This window comes from Labrys sp. HAY1-8F, from assembly GCF_056754975.1.
On sequence record NZ_JBPGWZ010000002.1, the window covers coordinates 4,102,820 to 4,118,028 of the forward strand.

The following is a 15,209-nucleotide window of genomic DNA, read 5'->3' on the forward strand; positions in this document are numbered from 1 at the left end:
ATGGATTCCATGTTCACGAACGGCCTGCTCGCCGTTCTGATATTGCTGGCGCTACCGGTCGCCTGTGGACTTTTCGCCTTAGCCAAGCTGCTCATGCGTTTCTTCTCTGCGGAGAGAAAGGAAAACGGCAGCTATTCCGTTTTCACCCGGGAATTCGACCGTGTGATTCATGCGCGTGACTTTGATGAGTTCTTTGGTCCTCTGTCGCAGACGGCTGCCGAAACGGCCGAGCATGATCGAGTTCTCTACGAAGAGAGATTGACGCAACGGCGCTTGGAGGCTGGGCCTCAGACCGACGAAAGAGGCCTGCGACTGCGAGAACGCTTCAGCGATCAAGGCCGGGCAGATTTCTTTATAACCCTCCTCGTCGATCAATCCGGTTCTTTACGAGGAGAACCGATCTTGCTGGCTGCCACGGCCTGCAGTGTGGTGCATGATTTCATCGTCAGCCTGGGCTCGGGCTGCGAAGTCCTGGGCTTCACGACATCGACCTGGAAGGGAGGAAAATCGCGCGAAAAGTGGCGCAGGCAAGGAGCATTTCCGAAGGAGGTCGGAAGACTGTGTGACCTATTGCATATCATCTACAAGGATGGGAGCGAGCCCGGCGTCTGCAATGATTCAATTTACATGCAGATGTTGAGACCTAATCTCTTGAAGGAGAATGTCGACGGCGAAGCTCTTCAATGGGCCGTCGGGCGATTGCGGAACCGCCATGAGCGGCGCAAAATTCTGATCGTTGTTTCGGACGGTGCTCCGGTCGACGATTCCACGCTCTCCAACAACGGTCTCACGATCCTGGAGCGCCATCTGCGCCACGTGATTGGGAGGGTGGAAGCGAGCGGTGATATCAAGCTAGCCGCACTGGGTCTGGGGCATGATGTTTCACGCTACTATCGTGATGCCATCGTATTATCCGATAGTGATCGAGTGACCAGCGAATTGGCTGGCATTATCGAGCGGCTTATGAACGAAGAGGGCGCGAAAGCCGCCCGCATCCAGGCTTCCTGATCCTCAGCAAAAAGGGGCACGCTCGTGTGATGCTCCGCGACGGGACAAGCCTCTACAAATCCCAGGCCCGATAGAGCTCATTGAGCTCCTTCGCCGTATGGCATTCGACGGCTGGCACGCCGGACTGGCCGATGATCGCCGTATATTTGCTGCTGCTGTCGCGGGTCTTGACCAGGATCCAGTGGATCATCTCCCATTTGAGGCTGTCCTTGGCGCCCACCAGATGGCCGGCACGGCTGGAGCGGTTGACCAGCGTGCGCTTGAGATAGCGATAGAAGCGCAGCCAGTGATGGGAAGTGATCAGGATCGCGCCGGTGGCCCGAGCGAAGCGCTGGGGCATCAGGCGCGAATAATTACCTTCCATCACCCAGCGCTCTCCCATGATGGCGGCATCGTGCAGGGCCGCGAACTCCGCCTCTGGCCGGGGCTGCCAATCGGTATGGGGCCGATGGTGAAGCTGGTCGAGGTGGATGGCGGGAACCGCGAGCTTTCTGGAGAGGGCGACGGCGAGCGTCGACTTGCCGGCATTGGAGGGGCCGAGGACGACGATGCGCTCGCCGAGGCAGGCCAAGGGCAGCATGGTGGCACCGATCAGGAAAATTGGGGGCGAGCCCAATGCGCCAGGCAGCCGGTCTTGTCAATGCCGGCAAGCCGGTAGATGCGGCTCAATCTTATATCAAGGGCGCCGAACCTGATCCGTCATCCCCTTCACCTCGTTGCGCTCGCGAGTGGCTCAGCCGGGGATGACAAGTCAAAGATTTCTCTTCTCAATCCCGCAGATAGTCGAGAGCGATCGCCTGCATGGCGGCGCGGTCCATGCTGTCACCATGGCCGCCATGGGCCACCGCGATGTCGAGCCGGGCCAGGCGCTCCATCGTCCTGCGATAGACTATCTTATCGGCGCCCGGCACGTCGTCGACGAGGCCGCCGCGATAGATCGCATCGCCGCTGAAGAACAGGCCGCCCTGCTCGTCCAGCAGTCCGATCGATCCGGGCGAATGGCCCGGCAGATGCAGCACGCGCAGCCTGACATTGCCGAGATCAATGGTGTCGCCCTCCGCCAGACACGCGGTGAGGGGAGCGGGGTCGAGGCGATAGTCTGCCGCCTGCCAGGATGGGACCGGCGGACGTGTGACGGCGCCATCCATGTCGCGGAACAGCGAGGCGAGCGTGTCATCGTCGCGCATCTCGGCGAAGGCCGCCTGCTCGGCGACATGGCCGAAACGCTGCTCGAATTCGTGGAAGGAGCCGACATGGTCGACATGGCCGTGGCTTGCCACCGCCAGGACGGGCTTGCTTTCGGTGAGTTCCAGGGCGCCGCGCAGCGAGGACAGGCCCATGCCGAAATCGAGCACCAGATCGGCATCGCGGCCCCTCAGGTGAAAGATGTTGGCCTGGAAGAAGGCGTGCACGCAGGGTTCCCACAGCCGGGTCAGGTCGGGCGTAAGGCTTTCCCTGGCAAACCAGGCAGTAGGAGGGACCACGGTCATGCCGTTACTCCAGGATCAAGGCGTGATTTCTTCGAATGAGGCAGCGCGACGTTTATGGAAGGCGAGAACATCAACGCCGGCCTCGCGCGAAGATCGCCTCGGTCCGCATCTGGATGGCGGTCAGGATCGAGACCATCACGAGATAATAGACCAGCGCTGCGCCATACCACTCCATGAAGCGGAAGCTGGTGGCGATGGCATATTGGGTGACAGTCATCAGTTCCTTGAGCGAGATCACCGTGGCAAGCGACGTCGTCTTCAGGAGCGTGATGAACTCGCTCATCAGGGCGGGCAGGGCGATGCGCATGGCCTGGGGCAGCGTGACGAGGACGAAGATCTGGCCGCGATGCAGGCCGAGCGCCGCACCGGCTTCACGCTGCCCCGGCCCCACGGCCGCGAAGGCGCTGCGCAGGATCTCGGTGAGATAGGCCACCTGGATCAAGGTGAGTGCAATGAAGGCGGCCAGGAAGGGCGAGAACCAGCCGGCCCGGAACAGCGGCGAAAGCTGGGGCAGGCCGTTCCAGATGAACAGCAACACCAGCAAAGCCGGCGTTCCGCGCAGCAGCCAGACATAGCCGACGATGCTCCAGCGCACCAGGCGCCGCGGCGAGGTCGCGAGGGAGGCCGTGCCCATGGCCGTCAGCATCGACACGGACATCACCACCAGCGACAGCGCGATGGTCAAAAGGGCGCCTTCGGCCAGGGGCCAGCCGAAGACGGCTTCGAGGAACAGATGGAAATCGAACATCGCGCCGGGTCATCGAGCCGCAACGCCGTCGATCTCGACGGCCTGGGGCGACAGGTTCCATTTCTTCAGGATGTCCTGCATGCGTCCATCCGCCTGCAAGGCCTCGAGGCCGGCCCGCACGGCGTTGCGGTCGCCAACATCCTTGCGCAGATAGATCGCGTAAAATTCCTTGTCGGCATAGGCATAGGGCATCTGCAGCCGCCCGGGCGTTTGCGCCATGCGATAGGCTGCCGTGGTGTCGAGGGTGATGGTCGCGGCCGCGCGGCCGACGAGGATCTGCTGGATGACGGCCGCGGCCGAGGGATAGGGCTGCAGCACGGCCTCGGGCCGTCCGGCCTTGGCAAAGGTGGCGTTGAGGGCGGCGAGAGTCGGCTCGAAACTGGTGCCTGCCTCGACGGCGACGGTCTTGCCGCTCAGATCCTCCGGTGTGCGGGTCTCGCCGTCGCCGGCGGCCGTCACCATCACGGTGGAGGTCTTGAAATAGGCGATGCCGTCATATTTCTGCAGCCGCTCGGGCCGCAGCGTGATGCCGCTGATGACGGCATCGCAGCGCTGGGAATCCAGCGAAGGCAACAGGCCCTTGAAGTCGCCGACGACATAGTCGGTCTTGGCTCCCCATTGCCTGGCCAGTGCCTCAGCCACATCGATCTCGAAGCCGACCAGGGCCTTGTCGCCGGGCTTTTCGTAGAATTCCATTGGCGGGAATTCGCCGGCGGTGCAGACCTTGAAGGTGCCGTTCTGCACGAAGGAGGGGACATCCGCCGCCCGTGCCGGCCCGATGGAGATCCACGGGAAGACGGCAAGGCCGCATAGAATGGCGCGTGCGATATGGTTCTTCGTCGAGCGCATGGAAGCGTTCCCCTGATGCCGTGATCCCGGCCGTTCTGTTCTGGATGACCAGACTTTCAGGCAGGGAAAGCATGGAAACAAGCTAAATGTTCTGCTAGTTAAAGGAGCAGAAAAACTAAATGATCTGACTCACATGCTTCCGCCGCTTCATGCCTTCAAGGTCTTCGAGGTCGTCGCCCGGCTCGGCCATGTCGGGGCTGCCGCCGCCGAACTGCATGTCACGCCAGGGGCGGTGAGCCAGCAATTGCGTTCCCTACAGCTCCATCTCGGCGTGGAACTCTTCACCAAGACAGGCCGCCGGCTGATGCTGACGGAGGCGGGCCTGGGATTGCGGCAATCTGTCGGGGCCGCCATGGCCGAGATCGGCGAGGGCGTGCGCAATCTTACGGCGCAGCGCATCGACAGCCAGGCGGAGGTCGTCGTCAACATCTGCATTCCGCCGGTCCTGGGCACGACCTGGCTCGCGCCCCGGCTGTTCGCCTTCATGGCTGATCACCGGCATGTCAGGCTGCAGGTCTCCAGCGGCGTTGAATTCCATGCTATCGACTGGCGCAGGACCGATGTCGCCATCGTCTATGGCAACCCACCCTGGCCGGGCTTCTGGTGGCGCATGCTGCATGGCGTCTATCTGATGCCGGTCTGCAGCCCGCAATTGCTGCGTGGGCCGCATGCCATCCGCCAGCCTGCCGACGTGCTGCATCATCGCCTGTTGCACGAGGACGACGGATCGGAATGGCGCCGATGGCTGGCACAAGCCCGGGTGAAATATCCGGGTGCGGCCGACATCTATTTCGGCGACTTCGCCCTCATCCTGCAGGCAGCGCGGGATGGCCATGGCGTCGCCTTGGTGGACGACGTGATCTCGGCGCGCGATCTCGACGAAGGTAGGCTCGTGCAGCCGCTGACGCAGCGTGTGCCGGCGGCCAAGAACTATCACTGCATCTGCAGCGAGGAAAACCTCGCCAAGCCGGAGATCGGCGCCTTGGTCGACTGGCTGATCGATCAGGCTTCGCGCGCGCCGGCGCCGCGCATCGGCCTGGGCTAGGACACGTCGTCTTTCTCCTGCTCACCCCGTTGTGATCGGCCTATCATCGGGAACACGAATAAAATCCGGCCCAGTGTGTTTTCCAGCCGAACCTCCTGTGTGACGGATCGAGACGGAATTGAGCCATGACCACCGCCAGACTGAATAGGCTCTCTCTAGGAGCCATACCCGTGATCATCTGCCTGCTCGGCGCCAGCCAGGCCGATTCCGCGCAAGCGCGCAACTGGCGCATCAATCCAGCCCGAACCTCGGTGGGCTTTGTCGTCGACGGCATCGGCTGGCCGCGCACCAAGGGGCGCTTCCATGATTTCGATGGCAGGATCTCGATCAATTTCGACAATCCCGCCGCCAGCCGCGTCACCTTCAAGGTGGTAGCGAAATCGGTGGATGTCGGCTCGCCCTCCTTCAACGACTATCTGCGCACCGATGCCTTCTTCGACGTGGCGCAGTATCCAACCATCAGCTTCACGTCCACCAAGGTCGAGAAGGTCGATGGCAGCCATGCCCGGGTCACGGGCGACCTCACCATGCGCGGCGTCACCCGCCCGCTCACCATCGACGTCGCGCTGGACAAGCCCGCCAACGGGGGAAGCTCGCAGATCGGCTTCCGCGCGACCGGGGTGATCAAGCGCCTCGCCTTCAACATGAGCGCGGGCTTTCCGGCGATCAGCAACGATGTCGACCTGATCGTCACCACTGAGGCGCAAGCCCAGTGACGGGAGGCGTGGTGATGAAGGCGAGGCCATCCCTCCGTCATCGCTGGAGTGCGACCGGGCAATTCCTGCATTGGTCCTGCGCCGCGCTCATCCTGTTCATGCTGGGGCTCGGCCTCGTCATGGTGGAATGGGTGGAGGACCAGGGCGAGCGCTTCGATCTCTATCAGCTGCACAAGAGCCTGGGTGCCCTCGTCTTCCTGATGATGGCCCTGCGTGCCGCCTGGCGCCTCCTGGCCAGGGCACCGGTGCTGCCGCAGACCATGCCGCGCCATGAGCGCGTGCTGAGCAAGGCGGTGCATGCGGCGCTTTACGGCCTGATCTTCGCCATGCTGATCACCGGCTATGTGATGATCTCGGCCTCGCCTCTGCCGCTGCCGATCCAGCTGCCGGGGGGAGGGCATGTTCCCAATCTCGTTGCGCCCGATTTCGAGCTTTCCGAGCAGATGAAGGCGCTGCATCACCGGGTCGCCTGGATCTTGATCGGCCTCGTCCTCCTGCACGTGGCCGCTGCCCTCAAGCACTGGCTGTGGGATCGCGACGGCGTGCTGCAGAGCATGCTGCCGGGGCGAGGGTGAGGCTTCATTGCTTTTGCCAAGCGGGACCGACTCCGCGTAAGACAGGCTGGTGGCCTTGCCTTTCTCGGAGTTTGGCATGAACGGTGCGCAGGACCTCGGCGGCATGATGGGCTTCGGGCCGATCGCGCCGGAAAAGGACGAACCTTTCTTCCACGCCGCCTGGGAGAAGCGGGCGATGGCGGTGACGCTGGCGATGGGCGCGACCGGCTCCTGGCCGCTCGACGCCGGGCGCTATGCGCGCGAGAGCCTGCCGCCGGCGGACTATCTGTCCTCCTCCTATTACGAGATCTGGATCAAGGCCCTGATCAAGCTCATGCTGGCGAAAGCGCTGGTCAGCGAGGCAGAGCTTGCCGAGGGGCAGGCGATCGAGCCGGGCAAGCCGCTCAAACGCGTGATCAAGGCGGCCGAGGTGCCGGCCGCGTTGGCCGCCGGCACGCGCTGCGATCGCCCGGCGAGCCAGCCCGCGCGTTTTGCCGCCGGCGAGGGGGTGCGGGCACGCAACGAGCACAAGCTCACCCATACGAGGTTGCCACGCTATGCGCGCGGGCATCTGGGTACCATCGTCGAAGCCCATGGCATGTTCGTGCTGCCTGACAGCAACGCCCATGGCGAAGGCGAGAATCCCGAATGGCTCTATACGGTGCGCTTCGCCGGTACCGAACTCTGGGGGCCGCAGGCCGACCCGACGCTGACCGTGATGCTCGATCTGTGGGAGAGCTACCTTGACCCCGCTTGACGCCATTCCTTCCATTCCGCGCGACCGCGGCGAACCCGTGTTCCGCGAACCCTGGGAGGCCCGCGCCTTCGCGCTCGCCGTCTCCCTCCACGAAAAAGGCGTGTTCACCTGGCCAGAATGGGCGCAGGCGCTGGGCAGCGAGATCGCGGCCGCGCCCGCCGACGACGGCTCGCATTATTACGAGCACTGGCTGTCGGCGCTGGAGAAACTGGTGGGCAGCAAGGGTTTGACATGAACGAAGTCACGCGTCGACGGGTCCTGCTATCGGGTCTTGTTGCCCTGGCTGCCGGAATGGCCGGCGCGCAGAGTGCGGAAGCCGCAGCAGCCGGTTGGCGCGAGAACCTGGTGGATGCGGCGCGGGGACAGATCGGCGTCACCACCCTCTATGATCCCGCCTATAAGCGCATCGCCTATCCCGGCGGCGACGTGGCGCCCGAGCGGGGCGTGTGCACCGACGTGGTGGTGCGCGCCTATCGCAAGGCCTTCGCCCTCGACCTCCAGCGTTTGGTGCACGAGGACATGAAGGCCGGCTTTGCCGCTTATCCCAGGAATTGGGGCATGCGAGCGCCGGATCCCAATATCGACCACCGCCGCGTGCCCAATCTGATCGCCTTCTTCAAGCGCAAGGGCACGGTGCTGCCGGTGACCGCCGATCCGGCCGATTACTTGCCGGGCGACTTGGTCACCCAGATGCTGCCCGGCAATCTGCCGCATATCCTGATCGTCTCGTCGGAGGTCTCGGCCGAGACGCCGGGGCGCAGGCTGGCGATCCACAATATCGGGCAGGGTGCGCGGGAAGAGGACGCCTTGTTCGCCTTCCCGCAAACAGGCCATTTCCGTTTCGCGCCGGCGTAGGAGGGCTTTTTCCCCTACGTGCTCAGCGCTTCAATCAACTCGGCCTGCATTCCATCGTTGCAGGATAAGGCGCGGCTGACCTTCTCCAGCGCAGCTGGGGAAGGTGGCATTTCGAAGAAATGACGGATGGGATGTGGGCCGCTAGCGGGGCCTGAACCAGTTGAGCACAGGCTCTACATATTGTTGGGGGCCGGATCGGATGGGTGGAGCTTGCGGGCCACACCCCATCCGACCCGGCTTTGCGGGGTCACCTTCCCCACTGCGTGGAGAAGGCTTGTCGCGTCTCGCTTTGCCCCCTCTCAATGAGAAGGCAAGATCGTTCACCGCACCAGGATGTTGCGGAACTGCCAGGGATCAGAGGTGTCGATGTCCTCCGGAAAGAAGCCCGGCCGGCCGTCGAGCGGGGTCCAGTCGGTGTAGTAGCCCTTGACCGGGCCGAGATAGGGCTTCTGCACTTCCAGGCAGCGGCGGAAGTCCATTTCGTCGGCTTCGACGATGCCGGCTTCCGGATTCTCCAGGGCCCAGACCATGCCGGCCAGCACGGCCGAGGTGACCTGCATGCCGGTGGCGTTCTGGTAGGGCGCGAGCTTGCGGGTCTCCTCGACCGTGAGCTGGGAACCATACCAATAGGCATTCTTGCCATGGCCGTAGAGCAGCACGCCGAGCTCGTCCGCACCGTCCTCGATTTCCTTCTCGTCGAGGATGACGAACTTGTCCTGCGCCTTGCCGGCCGCGCCGAACATCTCGTGCAGCGAGAGCACGGCATCGTTGGCCGGGTGATAGGCGTAGTGGCAGGTCGGGCGGTAGACCGCCTCGCCATTCTCGCGCACCGTCAGGTAGTCGGCGATCGAGATCGCCTCGTTATGGGTGACGAGGAAGCCATATTGCGGGCCGGGCGTCGGGCACCAGCTCAGCACGCGGGTATTGGCGCCGGGCTGCAGCAGGTAGATCGCCGCGCCGCAGCCTTCCTTGTGAGTGCGCCCGGTCTCGGGCATCCAGGTCTCGTGCGTGCCCCAGCCCAGCTCCGCCGGCTGCAGGCCTTCGGAAATGAAGCCTTCCACCGACCAGGTGTTGACGAACACGCCGCGCGGCTTGGGATTCTTGGCGCGCTGGGTATCGCGCTCGGCGATATGGATGCCCTTGACGCCGACCTTATGAGCGAGCGCGGCCCATTCCTCACGGGTCTTGGGATCGGCGGAGCCATGGCCGGTTGCCTCGGCGACGTCGAGCAGCGCCTGCTTGACGAACCAGGAGACCATACCGGGATTGGCACCGCAGCAGGAAACGGCCGTCGGGCCACCGGGCGTGCGGCGCTTGGCGGCCAGCATGCTCTCGCGCAGGGCATAATTGGTGCGCGCTTCAGGACCGGCGTTCTTGTCGAAATAGAAGCCGAGCCAGGGCTCGACCACCGTGTCGATATAAAGGGCGCCGAGGCTGCGGGCGAATTCCATCAGGTCGACGGAACCGGTGTCGACCGAGAGATTGACGCAGAAGCCCTGGCCGCCGCCGGCGGTAAGCAAAGGCTGCAGCAGGCTCTTGTAGTTGTCCTTGGTAACGGCCTCCTGCACGAAACGAATGCCGTGCTCCTCGATGATCTTGCGGTCGGCATCGAGCGGATGTGGGTCGATGATGACCATGCGCTCCTTGTCATATTCGAAATGACGCTCGATCAGCGGCAGCACGCCGCGACCGATCGAACCGAAACCAATGATCACGACGGGGCCGGAAATCTTACCGTAGACAGGCCATTGAGCCATTCAATCCTCCAAAATGTGCGAGCCCCAGCGTTTAGGGGCTGGGGCCCGCGGGTGCAAGTTTTGTCGCGAATATGTGAAGACGCGATGACGCCTCGGGGAGCGCCACGGGCAAAGGGACCCTTCCCCGAAGATTACGCTGCGAAGCGGAAAGTTGCTTCGTTGGCTGCCCTGGCAACGAGCGCCGCGAAGTCGGGTGCGGTTTCGAGTTCGCCGGTGGCGTTCACCAGGCCGGCCGCTCCCACCAGTCCATCGGGCACCAGCTCCAGGCCGAGGAAGCGGTTGCGCTCCACCGGGCCGGGCAGCCAGAGGCGCTCGGTGAGATCGGTCGAAAAGCCGAAACGGCTGTAATAGGGAGCATCGCCCACCAGCAGGATGGCCTTGTGGCCATATTCCTGGGCATAGCCGATGCCGTGCCACATCAGGCGCGCGCCGAGACCTTCGCTGCGATACTGGCCATCGACAGCGAGCGGGCCGAGCAACAGGGCCGGCCGGCCCGGGCCGGCGGAGATGTTCCACAGGCGCAGCGTGCCGATCAGCCGGTTGTCATCGACGGCGGTGAAGGCCAGGCCTTGGGCCGGCAGGCGGCCTTCGCGCAGGCGCTCGCTGGTCTTGGCGAAACGGGAGGGACCGAAGCAGGCGTGGAGCAGCGCCTCGCGAGCTTCGAGATGGGCAGAGGTTTCGGGAACAATACGGATCATGGCCGTGGCTCCTGGCAAAAGGAGAGCGACAGCCCTCGCACCGATGAAACGGCCGTACGGGACACAACTATCCCCACAGGCCGGATCGGACGCCCGGCTTGGGAGACGACGGAATGGCTGGAGGTCGGAGGAGCGGTTTCTACCGCTCCTCGCTGAATCTCAGATCACCACGGAAGCCAGCGGCGGGAAGCCGTTGAAGCCGATGGTGGAATAGGTGGTGGTGTAGGCCCCGCAGGCCTCGATCAGCACCTTGTCACCGATCGACAAGCTCACCGGAAGATCATAAGGGGTCTTCTCGTAGAGCACGTCGACGCTGTCGCAGGTCGGTCCGGCCAGGACGCAGGGCGCCTTGGCATCGCCGTCCCGCTCGGTGCGGATCGGATAGCGGATGGCCTCGTCCATGGTCTCGGCGAGGCCATGGAACTTGCCGATGTCGAGATAGACCCAACGGATCTCGTCCGTTTCGGCCTTCTTGGACACCAGCACCACCTCGGCCTCGATCATGCCGGCATCGCCGACCATGCCGCGGCCCGGCTCGATGATGGTCTCGGGCAGCTGGTTGCCGAAATGGGTACGCAGCGAGTTGAAGATCGCATCGCCATAGGCGGGAACGCCGGGCATGGCGCGCAGATACTTGGCCGGGAAGCCGCCGCCCATGTTGACCATCGACAGCGTGATGCCGCGCTCGGCCATCTCGCGGAAGATGCCGGCAGCCGTGGCGAGGGCGCTGTCCCAGGCCTGAACATTGCCCTGCTGCGAGCCGACATGGAACGACACGCCATAGGCAGTGAGGCCCAGGATCTGGGCATGCTCGAGCACGTCGGGGGCCATGGACGGGGCGCAGCCGAACTTCTTCGACAGCGGCCATTCGGCGCCGGCGCCATCGCACAGGATGCGGCAGAACACGCGCGAACCAGGGGCGACGCGGGCGATCTTCTCGACCTCGGCCACGCAATCGACGGCAAACAGGCGCACGCCGAGCTGGAAGGCGCGAGCGATGTCACGCTCCTTCTTGATGGTGTTGCCGAAGGAGACGCGATCGGCACCGGCGCCGGTGGCCAGAGCCTGCTCGATCTCCACCACGGAGGCGCAGTCGAAGCTGGAGCCGAGGCCGGCCAGCAGGTTGAGGATCTCGGGAGCCGGGTTGGCCTTGACGGCGTAGAAGACGCGGGTGTCCGGCAGCGCATGCGCGAACGCCCGATAATTCCGCTCCACCACATCGATGTCGACGACGAGCCGGGGGCCGTCGGCGGGGGTGCGTCGGAGGTAGTCGAGGATGCGGTCGGTCATGGCGGGTCTCCCCAAAATCCAAAAGTCTCAAGGATCGGTGCGTCGCCGCGGCCGCCGCGGGGTGGAGCCGCGGACGATCGATGCTGATGCGCCGCCCACCGCCGGAAAGGCCGGATGCCTCGCCGCGACGGGATGCAAATCGCCACGCAACGGAACAAGCCGCCGCATGGTTCGGAACTGCCTTGGATTGGATCGGGATACCCGGTCCGCACGCCTGGCAAAGAGAAACAAGCCTCTTCAGTCGCTGGATATGGAAACCAGCCGAGACCAAAAAAGCCCGCTTCGTCGTTGCTTCAAGCTGCGTCCCCCGCGGAGTACGGGGTTCACCGGTCGCCTCCGGCTGCCGATCGTTGTTCGGGATTCGATGACTTTGGCACCTCAGTGCTTGATCACCTCAAGAGACCACTGCCGCGATCCCTAGTCCATCCCTGGCGACCGTCCAGCCTCTTGTCTGGATGTCCACCGACCGACACGCGGCCACAGGCACGTGCGAAATTGGGCAAGGCGGGAAATAGGAAGAATGGGCGTCATATGCAAGAAAAAATTTTCGCCCGGGCCGAAATTTTTCTGCGTTGCAAAAAGTGAAAATTCGCGTGGCCGGCAAAGGAGTTACGTCAGGGGCGCCCGGCAGGTTTGTCACGGAGGCTGGCCGGAGCCCGATCTTGGCCTGTTTCAGGCGTGCAGGCCCCCGATTGCGGGCTTGTATCGCTCCTGCCCCTTGCCATTGCCTTGCGGTGCAATCGTGAAGGCCGCCTCCGCCAGCTTGTGCGCGTGCCTGCTGATGTCATCGGGCCAGCCGGCGATCATGGCGGTGAATTTTTCGTTGTCGCCGGCGAACAGGGCGCGAATCGCTTCCTCGTAATGTGGTTCGTTGCCGGCCATGGCGCTCATGAAACGATAGGCAGCCTCGCGCGCTTCACGCAGCCGATCCGTCGCCTCGGAGGCATGGCGCGCTTCGTCCACCAGCCGGCGCAGCACCACCGACGCGCCGCCCGGCTGTGAGGCCAGCCAGTCCCAATGACGCGGCAGCAAGGTGATTTCGCGGGCGACGACGCCGAGCTTCGGACGCCCAGGCCCACGTGGCGGTGGCTCGATCAAGGCATAGCGGGCGCGGATGTCATCCGGCGTGCCGCGCAAATCCAGGTCAACAGGCCGACCGGTGGCATCTTCGAACACCTGTACGGGCAACGCCTCACCCGAATCCTGGGCCTGGCGGATGGCCAGGGCAACGGTGGTTGCGTCACCTTCGGCCAGACGCTGGCGTCCGGCAAAGGCGATAAGGGCAAGATGGGTCATGATCCCGGGTCCTGTTGGGCGCGCAGGATAGGCTTGGGTCGAATGGATGTCAATATTATCCGGGTGAATATGGGTCCGATAGGGAGCCCGAGACAGCAAAGCAGAAAATTTCCCGCGCGATGGAATAAACGCTGCCCCCGGTTGTCCACCCAGTTGAGCTCGTTCGAAACACCACGGGACACCAAACATGATCGTTCAGCGCAAGGCCGCCCTCGTCGTGCTGGCCTGGATCCTGGCTGCCGGCTTCGTGCCGGCTGCCGCCCACGATACCGAGTACCATGGATACGAGGCCACGCCGGCCTCCGCCGAGGCACCGTTCCTCCGGGAAAACGATGCCGCGATGTCGAAGATGATGAGCGCGATGGCGGTCAAGCCGACCGGCAATGTCGATCGCGACTTCATCGAGATGATGATCCCGCATCACCAGGGCGCGATCGATATGGCCCAAACCTATCTGCGTTACGGCAGCAATGAACAACTCAGGCGCATTGCCCAGGAAATCATCGTCGAACAGCAACAGGAAATCGCCGCCATGCGCCTGGCAGTGGGGGATCCGGTGCCGCCTCCGGCCGCCGCTCCGACGCAGGCCCGGCCCTTTGCCGGCGTTCCCCTCAATCCGCCCGCCAACGACAATCCCCCGCCTCCTGCCATGTCGATGACGGGAGCGGGCAAATGAAGGACTCATTCATGCGCCGCACCCTTTTTGCCTTTGGCCTTCTCGCTGGCACCATGCTGGCACCGGTTGCCGGTTTAGCCGGGCAGGTGCCAGGATCGGCGTCGGGTGCCGACATTCCGATCAGCCACAGGGATCGCCTCTATGCGGCCGAGCAGTTCTCGAACACCGTCTCGGTCAGCGATCCCGTGGACAACAAGCTGCTCGGCGTCATCCGGCTCGGTGATCCCCAGCCGGGCAATCTCAGCCCGCTCTACAAGGGTCAGGTGCTGGTCCACGGCATGGGCTTTTCTCCCGACCATAAAACGCTGGCCGTCGTTTCCATCGGCTCCAATTCCGTGACCTTCATCGATACAGCGTCCAACGCGGTCAAGCACACCACCTATGTCGGGCGTTCCCCGCATGAAGCCTTCTTCACACCGGATGGCAGCGAAGTCTGGGTGACGGTGCGGGGTGAGGATTATGTCTCCGTTATCGATGCCGGCACCTTCGAGGAAAAGCTAAGGATCAAGGTTTCCGGTGGGCCGGGCATGCAGATCTTCTCGCCGGACGGCAAATACGGCTATGTCTGCTCGTCATTCAACCCGCAGACGGTCGTCGTGTCCACGGCCGATCACAAGATCGTCGGGAGCGTCAAGCAGGCGAGCCCCTTCTGCCCGAACATTGCGGCCTCGGCCGATGGAAAGCAGGTGTGGTTCACCCTCAAGGACATCGGCAAGACGCAGGTCTTCAAGGCCGAGCCTCCCTTCGATCTCGTCAAGACGCTCGATACGGGGCCGATCACCAATCACGTCAACCTCGTGGTCAACAAGAATGGCAGCTTCGCCTATGTCACCATTGGCGGGTTGAACGAAGTGAAGGTGTTCCGCACCGATGATTTCCGGCAGGTCGCGACCATTCCGGTCGGCAATCTGCCGCATGGCATCTGGCCCTCCGGCGATGGCAGCCGGGTCTATGTCGGCCTCGAGAATGCCGACCAGTTTGCCGTCATCGACACCTTGACCAACAAGGTGATCGCCACCATTCCGATCGGGCAGGCGCCGCAGGCCGTCGCCTATGTCCCCAATGCCGTGCCTGAGGGCGACGGCCTGCAGAACCTGGTGCCGCTCGGCACTTCCGGCGAGGCCGCCCATCTGAAGCTTGCGCCCGGGGGAAGAGGGGACAAGATTGCCCCGACCAGCGTATCCTTGTTTGACCAGGGCCTGACTCAAATCCTCCAGGCCGCGGTCAGTGGACTCGAACCGAAGAAGTCCTATGTCCTTGCGCTTTCGAGCCAGCCGGATGGAGGAGGCCCGTTGCAGCCGCTTTCGGCCTTCACCACGAACCCGGCCGGCTCCGCCATCGTCAATGCCGTCGGACCGATACGCCAGATCGTCGAAACCAGGCACAAGGACGAGAGGCGGTTCCTGGTGGTTGCGGCCTCCACGCCGGGAAAGCCCGACGAAGTGGTCCAGGTGCAGGTTCAATGAGCGA

Annotated in this window: 16 protein-coding genes and 1 pseudogene; 9 read left to right on the forward strand and 8 right to left on the reverse strand. The window is 63.7% G+C overall.

All coding sequences use genetic code 11. From position 1 onward, the window contains the following. Complete coding sequence (locus ACR9ZN_RS27965; RefSeq protein WP_481273726.1) at positions 1-1,008, forward strand: cobaltochelatase CobT-related protein; 1,008 nt, start codon at positions 1-3, stop codon at positions 1,006-1,008. 52 nt (positions 1,009-1,060) lie between these two features. On the opposite strand, the gene ACR9ZN_RS27970 is transcribed toward ACR9ZN_RS27965, so the two are convergent. The 4 genes from ACR9ZN_RS27970 to ACR9ZN_RS27985 all read right to left on the reverse strand — a co-directional run bounded on the left by ACR9ZN_RS27970 (position 1,061) and on the right by ACR9ZN_RS27985 (position 4,095). Beyond that, positions 1,061-1,588: a P-loop NTPase family protein gene (locus ACR9ZN_RS27970; RefSeq protein ID WP_481274399.1), complete on the reverse strand. Its 528-nt coding sequence runs from the start codon at positions 1,586-1,588 to the stop codon at positions 1,061-1,063. A 187-nt stretch (positions 1,589-1,775) separates the two neighbouring features. Further along, positions 1,776-2,498: an MBL fold metallo-hydrolase gene (locus ACR9ZN_RS27975; RefSeq protein ID WP_454812558.1), complete on the reverse strand. Its 723-nt coding sequence runs from the start codon at positions 2,496-2,498 to the stop codon at positions 1,776-1,778. Between the two features lie 70 nt (positions 2,499-2,568). After that, positions 2,569-3,246 carry an amino acid ABC transporter permease gene (locus tag ACR9ZN_RS27980; protein WP_441771398.1) on the reverse strand — a complete coding sequence of 226 codons (678 nt, stop codon included), beginning with the start codon at positions 3,244-3,246 and terminating at the stop codon, positions 2,569-2,571. A gap of 9 nt (positions 3,247-3,255) precedes the next feature. Further along, complete coding sequence (locus ACR9ZN_RS27985) at positions 3,256-4,095, reverse strand: ABC transporter substrate-binding protein (RefSeq protein ID WP_454812559.1); 840 nt, start codon at positions 4,093-4,095, stop codon at positions 3,256-3,258. 133 nt (positions 4,096-4,228) lie between these two features. On the opposite strand from ACR9ZN_RS27985, the gene ACR9ZN_RS27990 reads away from it, so the two are divergent. The 6 genes and pseudogenes from ACR9ZN_RS27990 to ACR9ZN_RS28015 all read left to right on the forward strand — a co-directional run bounded on the left by ACR9ZN_RS27990 (position 4,229) and on the right by ACR9ZN_RS28015 (position 8,022). Further along, positions 4,229-5,140, forward strand: a complete 912-nt coding sequence (locus ACR9ZN_RS27990) for a LysR substrate-binding domain-containing protein (RefSeq protein ID WP_454812561.1) — start codon at positions 4,229-4,231, stop codon at positions 5,138-5,140. 125 nt (positions 5,141-5,265) lie between these two features. Beyond that, a complete protein-coding gene (locus ACR9ZN_RS27995) occupies positions 5,266-5,856 on the forward strand; it encodes a YceI family protein (protein WP_434954952.1) in 591 nt (196 codons plus the stop codon). Positions 5,857-5,870: 14 nt separating this feature from the next. Then, entirely contained in the window at positions 5,871-6,431 is a 561-nt protein-coding gene (locus tag ACR9ZN_RS28000) for a cytochrome b (RefSeq protein WP_434954953.1), read from the forward strand. A 76-nt stretch (positions 6,432-6,507) separates the two neighbouring features. Further along, positions 6,508-7,167, forward strand: a complete 660-nt coding sequence (gene nthB / locus ACR9ZN_RS28005) for a nitrile hydratase subunit beta (RefSeq protein ID WP_441771394.1) — start codon at positions 6,508-6,510, stop codon at positions 7,165-7,167. Next, positions 7,136-7,396: pseudogene (locus tag ACR9ZN_RS28010) on the forward strand (nitrile hydratase accessory protein); the annotation flags it as partial. The gene nthB and the pseudogene ACR9ZN_RS28010, both read left to right, overlap by 32 nt. 2 nt (positions 7,397-7,398) lie before the next feature. Beyond that, positions 7,399-8,022, forward strand: a complete 624-nt coding sequence (locus ACR9ZN_RS28015) for a DUF1287 domain-containing protein (RefSeq protein WP_481273727.1) — start codon at positions 7,399-7,401, stop codon at positions 8,020-8,022. Between the two features lie 320 nt (positions 8,023-8,342). Here ACR9ZN_RS28015 and ACR9ZN_RS28020 read toward each other — a convergent pair whose 3' ends face one another. The 4 genes from ACR9ZN_RS28020 to ACR9ZN_RS28035 all read right to left on the reverse strand — a co-directional run bounded on the left by ACR9ZN_RS28020 (position 8,343) and on the right by ACR9ZN_RS28035 (position 13,063). After that, entirely contained in the window at positions 8,343-9,779 is a 1,437-nt protein-coding gene (locus ACR9ZN_RS28020; protein ID WP_481273728.1) for a homospermidine synthase, read from the reverse strand. Positions 9,780-9,910: 131 nt separating this feature from the next. Further along, positions 9,911-10,477 carry a GNAT family N-acetyltransferase gene (locus tag ACR9ZN_RS28025; RefSeq protein ID WP_454812571.1) on the reverse strand — a complete coding sequence of 189 codons (567 nt, stop codon included), beginning with the start codon at positions 10,475-10,477 and terminating at the stop codon, positions 9,911-9,913. A 159-nt stretch (positions 10,478-10,636) separates the two neighbouring features. After that, the gene (locus ACR9ZN_RS28030; RefSeq protein WP_434954958.1) at positions 10,637-11,767 is read right to left on the reverse strand and encodes a type III PLP-dependent enzyme; all 1,131 of its coding nucleotides are present in this window, start codon (positions 11,765-11,767) and stop codon (positions 10,637-10,639) included. 672 nt (positions 11,768-12,439) lie between these two features. Beyond that, complete coding sequence (locus tag ACR9ZN_RS28035) at positions 12,440-13,063, reverse strand: DUF2239 family protein (protein ID WP_454812573.1); 624 nt, start codon at positions 13,061-13,063, stop codon at positions 12,440-12,442. 187 nt (positions 13,064-13,250) lie between these two features. Here ACR9ZN_RS28035 and ACR9ZN_RS28040 point away from each other — a divergent pair, with 187 nt between their 5' ends. Both ACR9ZN_RS28040 and ACR9ZN_RS28045 read left to right on the forward strand, forming a co-directional pair. Next, positions 13,251-13,739: a DUF305 domain-containing protein gene (locus tag ACR9ZN_RS28040; RefSeq protein ID WP_481273729.1), complete on the forward strand. Its 489-nt coding sequence runs from the start codon at positions 13,251-13,253 to the stop codon at positions 13,737-13,739. 11 nt (positions 13,740-13,750) lie between these two features. Continuing rightward, positions 13,751-15,205 carry a YncE family protein gene (locus ACR9ZN_RS28045; RefSeq protein ID WP_481273730.1) on the forward strand — a complete coding sequence of 485 codons (1,455 nt, stop codon included), beginning with the start codon at positions 13,751-13,753 and terminating at the stop codon, positions 15,203-15,205. Positions 15,206-15,209: the final 4 nt, after the last annotated feature.

Excerpts from the sequence above, each read along its gene's own strand:
- ACR9ZN_RS27965 (WP_481273726.1), top strand. The coding sequence starts at position 1 with ATGGATTCCATGTTCACGAACGGCCTGCTCGCCGTTCTGATATTGCTG.
- ACR9ZN_RS27970 (WP_481274399.1), bottom strand. The coding sequence starts at position 1,588 with ATGCTGCCCTTGGCCTGCCTCGGCGAGCGCATCGTCGTCCTCGGCCCC.
- ACR9ZN_RS27975 (WP_454812558.1), bottom strand. The coding sequence starts at position 2,498 with ATGACCGTGGTCCCTCCTACTGCCTGGTTTGCCAGGGAAAGCCTTACG.
- ACR9ZN_RS27980 (WP_441771398.1), bottom strand. The coding sequence starts at position 3,246 with ATGTTCGATTTCCATCTGTTCCTCGAAGCCGTCTTCGGCTGGCCCCTG.
- ACR9ZN_RS27985 (WP_454812559.1), bottom strand. The coding sequence starts at position 4,095 with ATGCGCTCGACGAAGAACCATATCGCACGCGCCATTCTATGCGGCCTT.
- ACR9ZN_RS27990 (WP_454812561.1), top strand. The coding sequence starts at position 4,229 with ATGCTTCCGCCGCTTCATGCCTTCAAGGTCTTCGAGGTCGTCGCCCGG.
- ACR9ZN_RS27995 (WP_434954952.1), top strand. The coding sequence starts at position 5,266 with ATGACCACCGCCAGACTGAATAGGCTCTCTCTAGGAGCCATACCCGTG.
- ACR9ZN_RS28000 (WP_434954953.1), top strand. The coding sequence starts at position 5,871 with ATGAAGGCGAGGCCATCCCTCCGTCATCGCTGGAGTGCGACCGGGCAA.
- nthB (WP_441771394.1), top strand. The coding sequence starts at position 6,508 with ATGAACGGTGCGCAGGACCTCGGCGGCATGATGGGCTTCGGGCCGATC.
- ACR9ZN_RS28015 (WP_481273727.1), top strand. The coding sequence starts at position 7,399 with ATGAACGAAGTCACGCGTCGACGGGTCCTGCTATCGGGTCTTGTTGCC.
- ACR9ZN_RS28020 (WP_481273728.1), bottom strand. The coding sequence starts at position 9,779 with ATGGCTCAATGGCCTGTCTACGGTAAGATTTCCGGCCCCGTCGTGATC.
- ACR9ZN_RS28025 (WP_454812571.1), bottom strand. The coding sequence starts at position 10,477 with ATGATCCGTATTGTTCCCGAAACCTCTGCCCATCTCGAAGCTCGCGAG.
- ACR9ZN_RS28030 (WP_434954958.1), bottom strand. The coding sequence starts at position 11,767 with ATGACCGACCGCATCCTCGACTACCTCCGACGCACCCCCGCCGACGGC.
- ACR9ZN_RS28035 (WP_454812573.1), bottom strand. The coding sequence starts at position 13,063 with ATGACCCATCTTGCCCTTATCGCCTTTGCCGGACGCCAGCGTCTGGCC.
- ACR9ZN_RS28040 (WP_481273729.1), top strand. The coding sequence starts at position 13,251 with ATGATCGTTCAGCGCAAGGCCGCCCTCGTCGTGCTGGCCTGGATCCTG.
- ACR9ZN_RS28045 (WP_481273730.1), top strand. The coding sequence starts at position 13,751 with ATGCGCCGCACCCTTTTTGCCTTTGGCCTTCTCGCTGGCACCATGCTG.